At 35.3% G+C, this 17,611-nt stretch carries 12 protein-coding genes and 3 pseudogenes; 7 read left to right on the top strand and 8 right to left on the bottom strand.

Translation table 11 applies throughout. The annotated features are described in order from the left end of the window. Positions 1–52 precede the first annotated feature (52 nt). The 5 genes and pseudogenes from ACJZL3_RS02575 to ACJZL3_RS02555 form a co-directional block, all read right to left on the bottom strand. Positions 53–880, bottom strand: a complete 828-nt coding sequence (locus ACJZL3_RS02575; protein ID WP_419198908.1) for a hypothetical protein — start codon at positions 878–880, stop codon at positions 53–55. Positions 881–1,006: 126 nt separating this feature from the next. Beyond that, positions 1,007–2,800: a reverse transcriptase/maturase family protein gene (locus ACJZL3_RS02570; protein WP_253309139.1), complete on the bottom strand. Its 1,794-nt coding sequence runs from the start codon at positions 2,798–2,800 to the stop codon at positions 1,007–1,009. Positions 2,801–3,353: 553 nt separating this feature from the next. Beyond that, positions 3,354–4,604 (bottom strand): group II intron reverse transcriptase/maturase, encoded by a 1,251-nt coding sequence (ltrA, locus tag ACJZL3_RS02565; protein ID WP_419198617.1) that lies wholly within the window; start codon positions 4,602–4,604, stop codon positions 3,354–3,356. Between the two features lie 43 nt (positions 4,605–4,647). Next, the gene (locus ACJZL3_RS02560; RefSeq protein ID WP_419198591.1) at positions 4,648–4,770 is read right to left on the bottom strand and encodes a hypothetical protein; all 123 of its coding nucleotides are present in this window, start codon (positions 4,768–4,770) and stop codon (positions 4,648–4,650) included. Between the two features lie 353 nt (positions 4,771–5,123). Continuing rightward, a pseudogene (locus tag ACJZL3_RS02555) lies at positions 5,124–5,639 on the bottom strand (helix-turn-helix domain-containing protein); the annotation flags it as partial. 129 nt (positions 5,640–5,768) lie between these two features. Between ACJZL3_RS02555 and ACJZL3_RS02550 the strand changes: the two are divergent. The 7 genes and pseudogenes from ACJZL3_RS02550 to ACJZL3_RS02520 all read left to right on the top strand — a co-directional run bounded on the left by ACJZL3_RS02550 (position 5,769) and on the right by ACJZL3_RS02520 (position 14,604). Beyond that, on the top strand, positions 5,769–6,665 hold the full coding sequence (locus ACJZL3_RS02550; RefSeq protein ID WP_010962719.1) for an Rpn family recombination-promoting nuclease/putative transposase: 897 nt from the start codon (positions 5,769–5,771) through the stop codon (positions 6,663–6,665). Then, positions 6,666–7,205, top strand: coding sequence for a pyrimidine dimer DNA glycosylase/endonuclease V (locus ACJZL3_RS02545; protein WP_419198907.1), 540 nt, complete (start codon positions 6,666–6,668; stop codon positions 7,203–7,205). 1,355 nt (positions 7,206–8,560) lie between these two features. After that, positions 8,561–10,354, top strand: a complete 1,794-nt coding sequence (locus ACJZL3_RS02540) for a reverse transcriptase/maturase family protein (protein ID WP_253309139.1) — start codon at positions 8,561–8,563, stop codon at positions 10,352–10,354. Between the two features lie 150 nt (positions 10,355–10,504). Next, positions 10,505–10,897, top strand: a pseudogene (locus ACJZL3_RS02535) (helix-turn-helix domain-containing protein); the annotation flags it as partial. Positions 10,898–10,922: 25 nt separating this feature from the next. After that, positions 10,923–11,834 (top strand): WO male-killing family protein Wmk, encoded by a 912-nt coding sequence (gene wmk / locus ACJZL3_RS02530; RefSeq protein WP_010962716.1) that lies wholly within the window; start codon positions 10,923–10,925, stop codon positions 11,832–11,834. 483 nt (positions 11,835–12,317) lie between these two features. Further along, on the top strand, positions 12,318–13,232 hold the full coding sequence (locus ACJZL3_RS02525) for a DMT family transporter (RefSeq protein WP_006280073.1): 915 nt from the start codon (positions 12,318–12,320) through the stop codon (positions 13,230–13,232). Between the two features lie 64 nt (positions 13,233–13,296). Next, positions 13,297–14,604 carry a UDP-glucose dehydrogenase family protein gene (locus ACJZL3_RS02520; protein ID WP_419198906.1) on the top strand — a complete coding sequence of 436 codons (1,308 nt, stop codon included), beginning with the start codon at positions 13,297–13,299 and terminating at the stop codon, positions 14,602–14,604. Positions 14,605–14,621: 17 nt separating this feature from the next. Here ACJZL3_RS02520 and ACJZL3_RS02515 read toward each other — a convergent pair whose 3' ends face one another. From ACJZL3_RS02515 to ACJZL3_RS02505, 3 genes and pseudogenes are all read right to left on the bottom strand, one after another. Further along, positions 14,622–15,767, bottom strand: a complete 1,146-nt coding sequence (locus tag ACJZL3_RS02515; protein WP_006280071.1) for an MFS transporter — start codon at positions 15,765–15,767, stop codon at positions 14,622–14,624. A gap of 127 nt (positions 15,768–15,894) precedes the next feature. Then, positions 15,895–16,947: a threonine aldolase family protein gene (locus ACJZL3_RS02510; protein ID WP_006280070.1), complete on the bottom strand. Its 1,053-nt coding sequence runs from the start codon at positions 16,945–16,947 to the stop codon at positions 15,895–15,897. Further along, positions 16,944–17,567, bottom strand: a pseudogene (locus tag ACJZL3_RS02505) (threonine aldolase family protein); the annotation flags it as partial. The gene ACJZL3_RS02510 and the pseudogene ACJZL3_RS02505, both read right to left, overlap by 4 nt. Positions 17,568–17,611: the final 44 nt, after the last annotated feature.

The following is a 17,611-nucleotide window of genomic DNA, read 5'->3' as shown; positions in this document are numbered from 1 at the left end:
TTTCGATCAAAATAAAGTATAGACCTAAATATTACTTAAATAAATAAATTTCTTAGGCAATAGCCGGTCCTTCTTCTTTATAACTACGGTCAGAACTACCTGCATTTCTTGATTCACCTCGTCCTTCCACTTTTGGATCTTTCAGCGTCTTACTGTAGGAATGTATAGTTAAGACCTGTACAGCCATAAAAATTGCAATACCTACCAAGCCTAAAGTAGGTCCAACAGCAGGATTTAAGGACGATGCTAATGCTATTAACATTATCCTTCTTATTAAAAATACAGAAGAACCAGCAAGCGCCAATCCGGCTACAGATATATTGCTAGTTTTCTTGCTAGATTTCTCATCAAGATCAGACTTTTCTGTTTCCTTTTTCTTATTTTTTTCATGCTTATCAATATAAGAAACAAGAGTTGCAAGAAAAGCAATTGCATTGGCAAGAAATAAAATTGCATCCTCTGCTGCTTCAAGTGAAGATGTTTCACCCATTATCATACCTACAATAACCAGTGCAGTTGTTATAGCCTCAATATAGATCAAACACTGACCTATATCAGAAATATTGTGCTCTTTTTCCTTTACTTCCTCTCCATTTTCAATAATCTCCAACTCTCGTTCTTTTTGTGCTATCTTCCTATTATTGTAAATTAAATATAGCGTACAAATAAGAGATAAGACTGTAAAAGGTAATATAGTGTGGCTTAGCGCGCCACTTATCACGCCAAGTAATACCTGATCGCTATATGTTTTTTCCAGTTCAATCGCCATCAGCAATGTAAATGGGACCATTGTTGCCAATGATGCACATTTTCTATATAGCTCTCTTTTTTTTAGTGCTAATAGTTCTTGTTGGAGAGTAGACCGGCGGAACTTCCCCACCAGTCTCTCGCAGAACTGTGCATGAAGTAGAGTGGGCAGCCAGCGAGTTACTTGTTAAGTACTTTTCCAACAACCCCTCTCCGAACCACGCATGATCGTTTCCGTATCACGTGGCTCTCCAATAATCTAACGTTTTAAGGAGTCACCATCATATTTTCCATATTGGATTTTCTTATGGCATTCATGACAAACAACAAGAGTCTTCCTCTGTCGTTCAATCATTCTCTTTTTCCATTTCGGTAGCTCAGTATTACGTTTACCTAGCAAATCAGCAAGTTTACGTACGTGATGTACTTCAATCTGCTCTTGTGATTTACATAATTCACAAGTTTGTGCCAATAGTCTTTGCTCTATTTCACTACGCTTATTCCATATTGGTATAAGGTTATCACTTATACTTACCCATTTATTCCATTTTAGTGACACAGCACCAAAGTGTGTAATTAATGGTATCTTTGATGGTAAACGATCTACTCTGACTTGGATGACTTTTCGTTTTTCACCTTCGTCGTTTTCAATCATTGCACCAAATTTTCTATAAATTTTCCTGCAAGTTGTTTTGTATTTAGATGCTAAAGTCTTTACTAATGATACTTCCATCACATACTTCAAATAACTTAGTGTGTGAAGGTTGTAGGCCATTTTGTAATATTGTACAATTCCTCGATATTCAGTTTGATACTGAGCAACAATACTGTAAGCTGTATCAAGTGTACGTTGAGGTAAATGTATAGGCTTTCCACAACGCATATATTCAGAACACTTTTTCTGCTTTATATGATGTGGTACACGTAACCCAATACTACCGTTAATACATCGTTGTGTCCGATGATCATGTTTATCATCTGCATGCAAGACGTGTATTTTATAACCTAAAAAATTGGCTTTGCTATCACACGCGTGTGTAATAAGCGTTTTATCTTCATTAAGCATAAGTTTGAGCTCCTCATTGAGGAATTTAGCAATCTCATTTTTAATTTGTTCAGCTTCATTTTTTGGTCCTGCAAACCCTACCAGAATATCATCAGCATACCTAACATACCAAAGACGTCGATAATTTAGATCACAAGAATCCTTAGATGGCATACCCTGCACTAATTGACGCAGTTGTTTTGCTTGATCCCAGTTCCCTTGTTTTCTCATCATCGATACTTGCATGGTTAACCTTAAATATTTTGGATTTGTCTTTCTTCGCTTACCTCGGTTATTTGCTGGTATTAGTATATGTTCCACATGTTTATCTAACCGATCGAGTAATATGTTACTCAAAATTGGACCAATAATAGAACCTTGTGGTACCCCACTATGACTCTTATTGTACTTCCAATTTTCCATATATCCTGCTTTTAGCAGTCGATTGATTAGCTGAATAAAACGGTTATCTTGGAAGCTTTCACTCAGTATTTTCAACAACATAGTATGATCAATTGAGTCATAACATGCACTGAGATCTCCCTCTATAAACCATTTTGTACCTCTGCCTTTTTGCATTACTGCTCTTAATGCAGTGTGGCATCCACGCTTTGGTCGAAATCCATGTGAACATTCACTAAATTTAGGCTCATAGTAGGCTTCCAATATTAATCGGATTACTTCTTGAAGTAACTTATTTGACCATGTTGGCAATCCTAACGGCCTGCGTTTACCACTCTTCTTTAAAATATAGATACGTTTTACTGGTGTCCACCGATATCGCTCATAGCGTAAATCCTCTATGATTTTATCGATTTTCTCCAAAGACATACCATCAACTGTTTCAGTTGTCACACCTTCTGTCATAGCACCTTTATTACGACAAAGTTTGCCATACGCTCGAAGGTAAAGATCACGCTGATAAAGTAGGCGATATACGTTTTTAACCGGCAAATTTCTTTGTCCACGTTCACGTATAATGTTAAGTATTGTTTCAGCTTTCCGCATCTTGCGTACCTCCCAATTTCAACATTCAATTATCTGTCACCCTTTGCCCTGTATGTGGCTTTCCCACGCTCCCCGGTGATTCGTTACTTTCACGACTACTACGATGACTCCGTAACCATAGAACTCGCGTTCCTTAGGTCATCCCATGTTCCGTCACTAAGAACTGTTCTAGATCAACTTAGGTTTTCCATTCATCCTCTTAAATAAGTTCACTACTTATCGTTCTACAGCCAGAATGTCACACAAACGAAAGTTTAATCTGTGCTTACCGTAGACATGGGGTTTTAAATGCGATACCCATGGATGTGAAGTCCCACCCCTGAAGATTAGAATTCAAGCAGTTTAGCTTTAACCATATTGATCAGGTGTTGCAAGCCGTTATCTTACACATCTTCAGATAACTCTCGCTTTACATACATGCTCTTGTCCTCCTTCCCTTTCGGGTTAAAGTTAGTTGTTCACCTCGAGGCCATTTGTTCTGAACCCCGCTTAGCTCTGCTAAGTATTTCTTAATGCGTACCACGGCGCACCCTCGCGACTCACACAGCTCCCATTATTCAGTCTTTTGACCTAAAGCTAGTGTCCAGTGGTAAAAAGTATTTGTCCCTTCTTTCCTCATTTTTCCTAGAAGTTGCCTCGCTAGTCTTCCATGATTTCGAAGCTTCTTATACTTTCTTCTGACCCACTTTTCTAGGTGCTGCTCTATGTTTCTCAGAGGTTTATATATCTCTTTCCTGTAAAACCTGCCATAGTACTGATACCAGCCTCTGACTATTGGATTTACTGTCTTTGATATTTCCTCTAATGTTTTGTGTGTATTTCGTAGTATTTTCCAGGACCTTATGGTTGTAGTAATATTTTTCTTGGCCTTGTTGCTAATTGCGGGAAGAAATGAAACAAAATGCTTTCCTATTTTATTTCTTGCTAACCTGGGTCTAAATGTGTAACCCAGAAAATCAAAACTTTGTTTAGGAAATTCATTTTTCCTATTGTCATCCTTGCAGTACACAATTTGTGTCTTTGCAGGATGTAATTTTAGCTTATACTCAGCCAGTCTTTCTTCAATTGCTACCCTCATAAATTCCGCCTGTCTACTACTCTTGCAGTGCACTATCGCATCATCTACATACCTCTCAAATGGTATTGTTGGGCACTTTCGTCTCATCCACTCATCAAATACATGATGCATAAATATGTTTGAGATCAGCGGGCTTATTGAACCTCCTTGCGGAACTCCTTTATCCCTAACTACCTTACTTCCATCTGCTTGCTGAATTGGCGCTTTCATCCATCTTTCAACATACAGTATGACCCATTTGCAGTCTGTGTGCCTTTTGATAGCTCGCAATGCCAACTCGTGGTCCAAATTGTCGAAAAATCCTGCTATATCAAGATCTATCGTCCAATCGTACCACCAGCATCTTTTCCTCGCAGTTCCTACCGCATCCAGTGCAGATTTGTTTGGTCTATAACCATATGAATCTTCATGAAACTTCGGGTCTACTAACGGTTCTAGATACATTGTAGCTGCTGTCTGCGCTATCCTGTCCGATACTGAAGGGACACATAAAATTCTTTGTCCCCCTTCTGTACCTTTTGGTATTGCTACAGCTTTTACAGGCTCTGGAAAATAACTTCCAGATGACATTCGATTCCATAGCTTGTACAGATTATCTTTTAGATTTTCTTCAAACTTTGTTATCGTAACCTCATCTACACCAGCAGCACCCTTATTTTTCGATACTTGTTTATAAGCTCTCCAAATAACTTGCTTCGGTATATCAAAAGACTTTGTTTTACTCATTAACTCCTCCCTTTCGGTTGATAAATAATTAAAACTGAATAACTCAGCCCCTTCGCTCCATTTCCATTACAGAAATTTCTTCACTACTACGAGCTGATCCGCCCCTGTTCTTCGCATCGGTACTCTCATCCTTGAAGTTTAGCTTCTTGGATTTCTCCCTTATCATCGAAATGACAGGTTCCCGCAGTTCTACACAATAGCCCAAAATGGATCCGCGCCACCTATATGCCGGACGCCATCTATCCAGTAAACAAGTTTCCGATAGATTTATCCCAGGTTAGGCTAGAACACCTGGTTTTGACATCTTCTATGAAGTTTCGACACTTCATCAGTGGTTCATTTGCATTCGCCTCTCCATTTTACACATGACGCATAATTGCGCCTTTTCCATAACGCTCACTACCATGGCTCTTTACCAAAGCAGCTTATGGCTGTTTGAAGCCTGCTCTTGTAAACCGGCTCCGAGGGACCTACCCTCATCTATTGTGCAGCTTCAACTGATCGCTTCTACGGCACACCTAGCCTCCATTCTTTTATCTTTTTTCCTATTTGGTAGTAGATAGAACCTGTTTTTTCTTCAACACACTCATTAGCAGAGAGGCCAATTGCTTGTGAAACAATATCAACAGAAATTCCTGCTTTAACCATACCCTTTGCAATTTTTACCTTCTCTGCTTTTTTACTACTTTTCTCACCAACTCGGGTAAATTTTGTTAGCAAGTAAAACACCTTGCGCAACTCTTGATCATTAATCGTTTTATATTTTCTTACTAGATTTAATATTTCCTCTTCTTCGTTTTTAAGGCAAATTTTTTCACTTGATACAGGAATAAGATCTATGATGCCAACCGATAACACTTCTGCTATAGCATACAATTTCTCAATCGAAATTTTACGTGTTCCTTTTTCATATTGTAGTACTACTTGATACGTTACGCCAATTTTTCCCGCTAAATCTTTTTGAGTATAACCTCGCTTTAACCTCCAGCTCCTTACTTTTTGTGCTATTTTGTACCTTATCGAGATATTTGCCATAAATATTATACAGGTTAATACTACCAAATAAAGATATACAAAAGGGATGCTTCTTTCTATGTTTGAATTTTAGTTGAATATTTCTTCACAATTGTGTATAATTATTAATGCTTTTTAAGTGGATTTCCTATGGCTCTTTCGAAGTTTCTCGATCCCAAGAATGATATATCGTTCAAGCGCATCTTTGGTACTGAAAAAAATAAAGATATCCTTATTCACTTTCTTAATGATATTCTCGGCTTTGCTGGAACAAATGCAATACAGGATATAGAGTTTTTAAGTACTATTCAAGATCCTGATATTGCTTCTAAAAAACAAAGCATTGTTGATGTTCTTTGTAGAGATAAAAATGGGCTGCAAGTGATAGTCGAAATGCAGGTCGCTAAAACTAAGGGCTTTGAAAAACGTGCTCAATACTATGCTGCTAAAGCCTATTCAAGACAGGCTGACAAAGGCGATCAATATCATGACCTTAAGGAAATTATCTTTATTGCTATAGCAGACTGTATTTTATTTCCTGATAAGTCTGAGTATAAGTCAAAGCATACCATTCGCGATGAAGATACTAATGAACATGATCTAAAAGATTTTTACTTTATATTTATTGAGTTGCCTAAATTTCCAAAAACCAAAGAAGATCAGCTTTCAAGTATTGTTGAGAAATGGGTCTACTTCTTTAAATATGCAGATGAGACTAGTGAAGAAGAGCTGGAAAAAATAATAGGTAGTGATCTAATAATTAAAAAGGCCTATGAAGAACTAAATAGGTTCAACTGGTCAGAAAAAGAATTTATTGCCTATGAACAGGAAATAAAACGTATTCTTGATGAACAGGCTGTCCTTGCTCAAAAACTTGATGATGCTACTGCAAAAGGCATCCTCATCGGACATGAAAAAGGCAGAAAAGAGAGGGAAATTGAAGTTGCAAAGAATCTACTTAAAGCAGGAGTTTCTATTGATATCATAGCTCAAACTACTGGTCTTACAGCTAATGAAATTAAAGACTTAAGCTCTTTGGATGTTTAGATGAACATCTTTGTACTAGATGAAAACCCAGAGATTGCGGCAAAAATGTTATGTGATAAGCATATAGTAAAAATACTATTAGAAACTGCTCAGTTACTGAGTAATGTTTTTTCAATAGCATTAAAAGTGCCAAATCCTTTAGTCAGCATCACAGACCAGAATATAGAAGTTCCATATAAACTTACTCACAAAAACCACCCTTGTTCTCTATGGGCTAGACAATCCAAAGGGAACTTTTTCTGGTTAATAAAATACGGAAGGGAGCTGTGCAAAGAGTATACTTGGCGATATAAAAGAAAACACAGATCAGAAGAAGTTATAGATTGGTGTGATAGTAATAAGAATTTGCTTGTTTTTCAATCAACCGATATAAAGCCTTTTGTACAGGCGTTACCAGATCAATATAAGTCTAGTCATTCAGTAAAAGCTTACAGAGAGTACTACCTAAAAGAAAAGATGAGGTTTGCTAAGTGGGAAAAGGGTAGAGAAGTACCGGATTGGTTGCTAAGCAGAATCGTACGTCTGAAAAGCCGCAAATAAAAAGAACGCCTTAATTAGTAGAGAGGAAGGTGCATAAAAACTAAAACATCTTCTCACTTTAACTCTTAATTAGATTTGAGGTAAATCATTAAAATCTCCACTCTTTTAACTGAGTCTGATAAAATTTAAAAACGGCAGTTTATTGAATACTTTACATGATTAAACCATTAAAACTCTTCAATTTTACTGAATTGATGGTAATTTCAAGGTATTTGCTGCTCAAATTTAGATACATGCTAATTTCTCTATTATAAATACTTAAATTATAAACTATTTACTCTTTAATTTTGGTTATTAGTACTGCGATCCAGAGGTATTCCAACATCACTCACTTCAGAAGAGCAAAGTACTCTGATAATCTGGAATTTCAAAGTAAGGTCTCGATATTACTTCTTTTATAACCTAACGAAAATCTGAGTTCAGAACATAAAACCAGTCCCTTAATATAACTACTTTGCTGTTCCCTTACTATCATTTACAAAGAAGCCCTTATATTTTTCTACTAAATCTGGTCTTTTCTTCATCTATATCTCCTTCTACACCTAGAACTCTATTCGCCAATTCCCTATTCTCTAGAGAAATAAGTAATGCTCTATATCACCGTCAGAAATTAATCTGCCGCACCGAGAACTGATAGACCTTTTTATCTTTCCCATTATCTCTTTTCTTGGGGTGAGTAAAACAATATATTTTTCCACATAGTTATAAGCTGGGAACCATAAAAACAGCTTCATGATCAGCCATTTTAAAAGTTCGATCAAGTTCAATATTCCTAAGCGTTGTACTTGCCTTATATGAACAATAACATCCCAATGTAAGGAAAGTGTGCGCCGTGGTACGCATTAAGAAATACTTAGCAGAGCTAAGCGGGGTTCAGAATAAATGGCCTCGAGGTGAACAACTAACTTTAACCCGAAAGGGAAGGAGGACAAGAGCATGTATGTAAAGCGAGAGTTATCTGAAGATGTGTAAGATAACGGCTTGCAACACCTGATCAATATGGTTAAAGCTAAACTGCTTGAATTCTAATCTTCAGGGGTGGGACTTCACATCCATGGGTATCGCATTTAAAACCCCATGTCTACGGTAAGCACAGATTAAACTTTCGTTTGTGTGACATTCTGGCTGTAGAACGATAAGTAGTGAACTTATTTAAGAGGATGAATGGAAAACCTAAGTTGATCTAGAACAGTTCTTAGTGACGGAACATGGGATGACCTAAGGAACGCGAGTTCTATGGTTACGGAGTCATCGTAGTAGTCGTGAAAGTAACGAATCACCGGGGAGCGTGGGAAAGCCACATACAGGGCAAAGGGTGACAGATAATTGAATGTTGAAATTGGGAGGTACGCAAGATGCGGAAAGCTGAAACAATACTTAACATTATACGTGAACGTGGACAAAGAAATTTGCCGGTTAAAAACGTATATCGCCTACTTTATCAGCGTGATCTTTACCTTCGAGCGTATGGCAAACTTTGTCGTAATAAAGGTGCTATGACAGAAGGTGTGACAACTGAAACAGTTGATGGTATGTCTTTGGAGAAAATCGATAAAATCATAGAGGATTTACGCTATGAGCGATATCGGTGGACACCAGTAAAACGTATCTATATTTTAAAGAAGAGTGGTAAACGCAGGCCGTTAGGATTGCCAACATGGTCAAATAAGTTACTTCAAGAAGTAATCCGATTAATATTGGAAGCCTACTATGAGCCTAAATTTAGTGAATGTTCACATGGATTTCGACCAAAGCGTGGATGCCACACTGCATTAAGAGCAGTAATGCAAAAAGGCAGAGGTACAAAATGGTTTATAGAGGGAGATCTCAGTGCATGTTATGACTCAATTGATCATACTATGTTGTTGAAAATACTGAGTGAAAGCTTCCAAGATAACCGTTTTATTCAGCTAATCAATCGACTGCTAAAAGCAGGATATATGGAAAATTGGAAGTACAATAAGAGTCATAGTGGGGTACCACAAGGTTCTATTATTGGTCCAATTTTGAGTAACATATTACTCGATCGGTTAGATAAACATGTGGAACATATACTAATACCAGCAAATAACCGAGGTAAGCGAAGAAAGACAAATCCAAAATATTTAAGGTTAACCATGCAAGTATCGATGATGAGAAAACAAGGGAACTGGGATCAAGCAAAACAACTGCGTCAATTAGTGCAGGGTATGCCATCTAAGGATTCTTGTGATCTAAATTATCGACGTCTTTGGTATGTTAGGTATGCTGATGATATTCTGGTAGGGTTTGCAGGACCAAAAAATGAAGCTGAACAAATTAAAAATGAGATTGCTAAATTCCTCAATGAGGAGCTCAAACTTATGCTTAATGAAGATAAAACGCTTATTACACACGCGTGTGATAGCAAAGCCAATTTTTTAGGTTATAAAATACACGTCTTGCATGCAGATGATAAACATGATCATCGGACACAACGATGTATTAACGGTAGTATTGGGTTACGTGTACCACATCATATAAAGCAGAAAAAGTGTTCTGAATATATGCGTTGTGGAAAGCCTATACATTTACCTCAACGTACACTTGATACAGCTTACAGTATTGTTGCTCAGTATCAAACTGAATATCGAGGAATTGTACAATATTACAAAATGGCCTACAACCTTCACACACTAAGTTATTTGAAGTATGTGATGGAAGTATCATTAGTAAAGACTTTAGCATCTAAATACAAAACAACTTGCAGGAAAATTTATAGAAAATTTGGTGCAATGATTGAAAACGACGAAGGTGAAAAACGAAAAGTCATCCAAGTCAGAGTAGATCGTTTACCATCAAAGATACCATTAATTACACACTTTGGTGCTGTGTCACTAAAATGGAATAAATGGGTAAGTATAAGTGATAACCTTATACCAATATGGAATAAGCGTAGTGAAATAGAGCAAAGACTATTGGCACAAACTTGTGAATTATGTAAATCACAAGAGCAGATTGAAGTACATCACGTACGTAAACTTGCTGATTTGCTAGGTAAACGTAATACTGAGCTACCGAAATGGAAAAAGAGAATGATTGAACGACAGAGGAAGACTCTTGTTGTTTGTCATGAATGCCATAAGAAAATCCAATATGGAAAATATGATGGTGACTCCTTAAAACGTTAGATTATTGGAGAGCCACGTGATACGGAAACGATCATGCGTGGTTCGGAGAGGGGTTGTTGGAAAAGTACTTAACAAGTAACTCGCTGGCTGCCCACTCTACTTCATGCACAGTTCTGCGAGAGACTGGTGGGGAAGTTCCGCCGGTCTACTCTCCTGAGAGAGTATACTCAAAAAGATTTAGTAGAAAAAATGAGTACAACACGTGACGAAATAAGCAACTATGAGCAAGGAAGGACTGCTGTTCCACTTGATAAATTATATGAAATGGCAGAAGCATTATCGATTAATATTACGGATCTACTAATAGAGGAAGGGAGTAAAGTGAAAAATGAGCTACCTGATTTGATTAAAGAATACAAAGAAATTGAGAGCCAAGAACTACGGCATGCACTAATAAAGTCTTTGTTTGAAGGGATACGGATTTGTGAGGAGAAAGTGAGAGAGATAGAAAGGATTAAAGTTGCAAAGGATTTAGTAAAAGGGGGAATTTCTATTGATATTATTTTGCAAATAATCGGTTTATCCGTTGATCAAATTGCATGAAAATTTATTTCTAAGTAAGGTATATATGTTTGTTTCTGTAAGCGATATTAGTTCTATAAGCTACAAAATAGGACAAAAAATAGAAGATAGCAGGTTAATGCGAGGGCATACTCAAGTAGAATTGGCAAGTGAAATAGGTTTAACATACCAAGAAGTAAACAGCTATGAAAATGGGTATATTCCTATTCCAATTGAAGTACTATATGTAATAGCAAGAGTATTGTCAGTTAATGCTATAGATTTATTACCCGAACCAGTAATAGTAAGGGAAGACAGCTATGAAGACGAGGAAATACTCTATCTAACGAAAATATATGAGAATCAAAAGTTAGGCAAAATAGTACCTTCATTAGTCAGGTTTGTTCATATTAGCGAAAAAATTAATCAAGAAGAGGCAAGGTTGGAAATAGCAAAAAATCTAGTGAAAGAAGGAGTTTCAGTTGACATAATTTCCCAGGCAACCGGCTTATCTATTTACGAGTATGATAATACAGAGAGAGAAATCTGCACTGATTCTATATATTACAGAATAGGGCAAAGAATAAGAGAATGGAGGTTAATAAGAAGGTATACTCAAAAAGATTTAGCGGATAAAGTTGGCGTAACACTCAAGGAAATACATGAATATGAAAGAGGTTATACTACCATACTATTTGATAAATTATATGAAATAGCAGGAGCATTATCAGTAAATATTAAAGTCTTGCTACCTGAAACGAGAGAAAGTAAAAAGCTATTGAGTTTAATAAACGAGTACAGAGAACCGGAATCATTAGATGCGTTAGTCAAATCTCTATCTGAAGATATGAAAAGCGGCAAGGAAAAAGTTAAAAAAGCAGAGAAAATCAGGGTTGCGAAAAATCTAGCAAAGGCAGGTGTTGCAATTGATATTATTGTGCGAGCAAGTGGCCTAACTGCTGATGAGTGTGAAAATTGAATTGTGTTAAAGACGGTACTGAGAAACATTATATTAAGATATAAGTAAAGATGGTTACGTATTTAATACATCTATTCTGAAAATTTGTTTAGCTGACTCAACTGAAGCATTTTCGTAAAGTTTTGCTGCTAATTTGCTTGTTTGATAACTTTCTTTAACGTCTTCACAGCTAACACTGAAAACACATATTGCTAATGCTAGCAGAGAAGCTAGTTGGTAAAATTGCCACAGCCGTCAGTACTCCCGATTACTTTTCCTGATAATGTGATAGTATTCGCAAGTATTATCATATATTACAAAAAAATCAGTTAGCATTTCTGTTTATTAAAATTATACAATAAAGCTGCACTTTATATAATACTTCTCAAATCATTTCTACTAAATATTTATGAATATGGTTAAACAGTAGATAGAGGAAAACTTGTCTAGTATTGATCTTTTTTATAGTAAAGTTATCTCATAAAATATTAAATTGGGAGTTTTATGGATCACAGATTAAGAGCTTATTTGCTTGGAGTTACCTGGTTTATACTCAGTTTACTTAGTAGTGTAGCTAATGATACTATATCAAAATATCTAAGTTTACATCTCCAAAGTTTTGAAGTAATCTTTTTCCGCTTTTTATTTAGCACTATTACCCTTGTACCTTTTATGCTTTACTATGGAAGAGAAGCTTTTAAAACAAGTCAAATATCTATTCAGATAACTAGAGGAGTATTGTTATTTGTTGGAATAACCTTGTGGACCTATGGGTTAGCTATTTTTCCCATAGTAACTGCAACAATTATAAGTTTTTCTATACCATTATTTGTTATACTTCTTGCAATCCCTTTACTAAATGAAAATATAATTTGGCAAAGATGGTCAGTAACTGTTATTGGCTTTGTTGGTATTGCTATTACTACCAAAGCTTATAGTGAAGACTTTAATCCTAAAATTCTTATTTTTATTGTATCTACATTAATCTTTGCTATATTAGACATACTTAATAAGAAACTCGCAATAAAAGAGTCCGTAATAAGTATGTTATTTTATTCAGCTCTAACAACAACTATTTTTTCCACTGTGCCTTTGCTGTTTTATTGGCATTTGCCTTCCTTGTTAGAATTAGTATTACTACTGATTTTGGGAATTAATTCAAATCTAATTCTGTTCTTCACATTAAAAGCTTTTACTCTTGCAGATGCTACTGCACTTGCACCATATAGATACATAGAGCTAATAATTTCTGCAATAGTAACATATGTTATGTTTAATGAGTTGCCTGATAAAAGTGCTTTGTATGGTATTTTAATATTAATACCATCGACTTTGTTTATAGTTTATTCAGAAAGTAAAGTAATTAAGAAAAATAATGTATGCAACGCTAGAGTAAAAATTTATGACTCTAATTGTTAATGATGTTCTTTTTAAATGTTTAAGCAGTTGAGCTACATTAGGATATTTTTAAGGTGATGACAAGATGTATATAACCATTATAGGAATAGGGTATGTAGGTTTAGTATCTTGTGCAATGTTATCAGAGCAGGGTCATAACGTTGATTGCATTGACATAAATACTAAGAAGATTGAGTTATTGAAATTAGGAAAAATTCCTATATATGAGCCTGGATTAGCAGACTATTTAGAGAATAATATAAAGTTACAAAGGATAAGATTCTTCGATTCGTATTCTCAAATAAATCCCAACACAGAAGTAGTGTTTGTAACTGTAGATACTCCATCAGACTCCCTAGGAAATGCAAATTTACAGAATGTATATAATGCAGTAAGTGAAGTTTCTGAGAGAGTTAATCAAGATTGCTTAATAGTGATAAAGTCAACTGTTCCTCCTGGTACTGCAGAAAATATATATAATTATTTATCTAATAAGGGCTATAACTTTGATTTGGGGGTTAATCCAGAGTTTCTCAAGCAAGGCTCTGCAGTATCAGATTTTTTATACCCAGATAGGATAATAATAGGAGTAAAAACTAAGCTAGCTAGAGCAAAACTAGAAGTTATATATAGATCATTTATAGATAAGAATATTCCGTTAATAGTCACTGATACAGTTACTGCTGAAATGATTAAATATGCTTCTAATGCTTTTCTAGCAACAAAGGTTGCTTTTATCAATGAGATGGCAGGTTTATGTGGGCTATTAGGAGCAGACATTGACCTTTTAGCTAACAGTATGGGAATGGACCATAGAATAGGTAAGGAATTTCTCAAAGCTGGTCCAGGATTTGGAGGATCATGTTTTCCTAAAGATTTGTCAGCTTTAATAAGGCTTGCTGAAGATCACAATGTCAAGCTACAAATTTTAAATTCAGTTAAGGAATCTAACTATAATCATATAACAAACATTGCTAAAAAGGTAGAATATGTATTAAATGGAGTCCAAAATAAAAAAATAGCAATATGGGGGCTAACTTTTAAGTCTGGTACTGATGATGTAAGAAATAGCCCAGCTATAGATATTGCACAATTGTTAGTGAATAACAAGGCTAAAATTACTGCATATGACCCAATGGGGATGGATAATGCTAGGCAAGTTCTAAAGGATATAGAATACGCGGACAATGCTATAGGGGCTGCAAGGGACGCGGAAGCCTTGTTATTGTTAACGGAGTGGAAAGAATTTAAAAATCAAGATTTTGCAAGTTTAAAGAGTATTATGGCTGCACCTAATGTTTTTGATTTCCGTAATTTATTAGATAGCGAGCTATTACTAAGATATGGTTACCATGTTTATTCCTTGGGTAAAAAATCTATCTACAAAGTTTAACTGTTGAGAAATTTTTTTTACACCGCTTTACTTAGTTTTTTTAGATCTTTGCTTGATAGTATGGAAAAGCAAACGAGTGCAACAACAGAGCAAATGGAAAAAAATGAAAACATAATACTGTTACCACAGTGCTTAACAAGTACTCCTAAGAGCACGCATGAAAATATTGAACTTGCAATATACCCAAATAATCCTGTTAAGCTTACAATTGCACATACATTATTTTGTGGAGCAATTTCTACAGCTATAACACCTGTCAGTACTTGCACTCCAAATATAAAGAATCCTGATAAGATTGCACAAAGGTTCATAAGAATTATGTTTTGACCAAAGTTCATTGCAATAAAAGTGAGTGCTATACCCAACATATAAAGTGATGCCAGCAAGCTTCTATTTTGAAAGAAGTACATATCACTAATTCTTCCTGTTATTAAAGTTCCAAGGATTCCACCTAAATCATATACGCCTGTTATTAGTGAGGATTGTACAAGAGAAATTTGTAATTTATTCTTTAAAATTATAGGAAACCAAAAGAAGATTCCCATTTTTATAATATAAGCACAAAAAGTAGCACAACATAGAAACCATATGGAACTTGTTACCTTGATACCTATTTGAGATTTCTGCACCTTATAATAGGTAGTAAAGTTGGCACTTTCTTTGTAATATGCCTTTAATATTATATAAATTCCAAAAAGTAAGCATAAGAAACCAGAGTACAAAAATGCACTTTTTGCATTATATATTTTAATTATACTTGGTAATACAATTAAAGTAATACAAGAACCAAGTTGCTGAGATGCGCTCATAACTCCCCATGATGATGCAATTGAAGAGATGCTAGAGTTTGTAACCATAAACTTGGTAATAGCTGGCCAACCTAACCCTTGTGTCCAAGCTAATAATATTAATGTTAACAGTAATAAAGTTAGATTATTATATGATAAAGTTATACCAATGGTTAATAATCCAGTTGCAATATTGCATAGCCCAAACATAAATAATGGATTATTTTTGGAGTCCATGATTATTCCATTAACAAATTTTGATACTCCATAAAAAAAAGAAAAGCAGGCAAAAAAATAGCTTAATTTTACATGGTCAGTATCTATTAACAGTGGTAGAGCAATTGGTATACTTTGTCTTGATAAATAAAGCAGCATATATCCACAGAAGAATAGTAAATATTGAAAGAAGACAAAGTTCACACCTATTCCCAAATAGCTCTATGCAGATGCTAGCATAATACTATATTGGTATAATATTGTTTGACAAGAAGTTTGCAAACAATTAGTGCAGAAAATTACTTAGTATCTTTCTTATAGCAGATACAGTAGTATTAATATCTTCATAGCTTATATCTCTATGTGTTATAGCTCTGATTTTACCTTTGATGTTAGCCATTCTAATTCCATAATTTGTCATTAGTACGTTTATTAATTCTTGAGTAGATATACAATTAGTACGTAATGAAAAATACGCTATATTAGTTTTATACAGGTCGATATCAATTATAACTTGATCTATGGAGTCTAGGCCTTCTATAAGGTGCTGCATTTTTTTATGATCTTCTTCTAAAGAATTTACATTATTACGTAGAGCATATAAACATGCAGCTGAAATAATGCCAGCTTGGTGCATACCTCCGCCAATTTGAAACTTATAGTACCAAGCTTTTTCAATAAAATCTTCACTTCCAAGCAATATTGCACCCATTGGAGCACCTAATCCTTTACTAAAATCAATGAATACCGAATCAAAATAACTTGCATACTCCTTTGGAGATATTTTAGTATGAGCACAAGCGTTGAACAGTCTTGCTCCATCTAAATGAGTGAATACGTCATTCTCTTTGCAGAGACTTGAGATCTCTTGAATATATTCTAAAGGCCACACAGCTCCACCACCAAAATTTGTCGTTTGTTCGATAGAAACAAGCCCAACTCTCGGAATATTTCTTAAACTAGGACGAGTAATAAACTCAACAATTTGTTCTCCAGTAAATATTCCTCTTGTACCTTTGATGGGCAAAGGAGTAGCATGTGCCTGGGCTGCGATCAAGCCAGATTGTACTATGAGTGGATGTGAAGTTTCATCAAGCAGCAAGTAATCACCAGGTCTTTGAATGTGTACTTTATAAGCAATTACATTGGACATCGTTCCTGAAATCAAAAAGATTCCTGCAGGTTTACCTAATATTTTACATGCGGTTGCCACTAATTCGTTCACAGTTGGATCTTCACATGCAGCTTCGTTTCCAACTTTTGCTTTAGCCATCGCTTCCCTCATTTTAGCTGAAGGGTCAGTGTTTGAATCGCTAAAGAAATCTATTTTTACTCTCATATTAAATTTAACACAACCTCCTTTATAATTTCAGCAGCTTTCATGATGTCTGTTTCCTTTGTGCCAAGATGGGTAACTGCTCTTATATGAGACTCGAGCCAAGGAAAAAGCAATAAACCATAAGCTTGGCACTTACTCAAGAAAACCTCATTAGTTACATTTAGTGCTTTTATACTAAAGCTTACTATATTAGTTTCTGGATAAGGTAGTACCAGTTTTATGTGTGGAATTTCCTTAATCTTGTCTGCAAACAGTTTGGCGAGTTTATTGTCTTCTTTAAGCCTAGAAATATTGTTCTGTAGTACATACTTTGCTGCATTAGCACAATACCCTATCTGATGATAACCACTACCTAGCCAAACCTGTAGCTTTTTAGCCCTTTCAATTATCTCTCTTTTACCCATAAGCATTGAACCAAAAGGAGCTCCAAGTCCTTTGGTAAAAGAAAAGCTCATTGTATCCACATATTTAGCATAATCTGCTAAAGCAATATTTGTTTCGACATGAGCATTAAATATTCTTGCACCGTCTAAATGAAGATTTACATTGTGAGCTTTTAAAAAGTGATATAACTCGACTTGTTTTTCAAAAGGATAAATTTTACCATTAAACCCGTTTAGAGGTTGTCCGGAAACAAGTAAAAGGCTATAATATCTGAAATTTT

It is taken from the genome of Wolbachia endosymbiont of Rhagoletis cingulata (assembly GCF_048537655.1).
Lineage (GTDB): Bacteria > Pseudomonadota > Alphaproteobacteria > Rickettsiales > Anaplasmataceae > Wolbachia > Wolbachia pipientis.
This window is presented reverse-complemented; position numbering and strand designations above follow the sequence as displayed.

Bases quoted from the DNA above. Each gene is read 5' to 3' on its own strand.
- ACJZL3_RS02570 (WP_253309139.1), bottom strand. From the start codon at position 2,800: ATGCGGAAAGCTGAAACAATACTTAACATTATACGTGAACGTGGACAA.
- ltrA (WP_419198617.1), bottom strand. From the start codon at position 4,604: ATGAGTAAAACAAAGTCTTTTGATATACCGAAGCAAGTTATTTGGAGA.
- ACJZL3_RS02560 (WP_419198591.1), bottom strand. From the start codon at position 4,770: ATGATAAGGGAGAAATCCAAGAAGCTAAACTTCAAGGATGAGAGTACC.
- ACJZL3_RS02550 (WP_010962719.1), top strand. From the start codon at position 5,769: ATGGCTCTTTCGAAGTTTCTCGATCCCAAGAATGATATATCGTTCAAG.
- ACJZL3_RS02545 (WP_419198907.1), top strand. From the start codon at position 6,666: ATGAACATCTTTGTACTAGATGAAAACCCAGAGATTGCGGCAAAAATG.
- ACJZL3_RS02540 (WP_253309139.1), top strand. From the start codon at position 8,561: ATGCGGAAAGCTGAAACAATACTTAACATTATACGTGAACGTGGACAA.
- wmk (WP_010962716.1), top strand. From the start codon at position 10,923: ATGTTTGTTTCTGTAAGCGATATTAGTTCTATAAGCTACAAAATAGGA.
- ACJZL3_RS02525 (WP_006280073.1), top strand. From the start codon at position 12,318: ATGGATCACAGATTAAGAGCTTATTTGCTTGGAGTTACCTGGTTTATA.
- ACJZL3_RS02520 (WP_419198906.1), top strand. From the start codon at position 13,297: ATGTATATAACCATTATAGGAATAGGGTATGTAGGTTTAGTATCTTGT.
- ACJZL3_RS02515 (WP_006280071.1), bottom strand. From the start codon at position 15,767: ATGCTGCTTTATTTATCAAGACAAAGTATACCAATTGCTCTACCACTG.
- ACJZL3_RS02510 (WP_006280070.1), bottom strand. From the start codon at position 16,947: ATGAGAGTAAAAATAGATTTCTTTAGCGATTCAAACACTGACCCTTCA.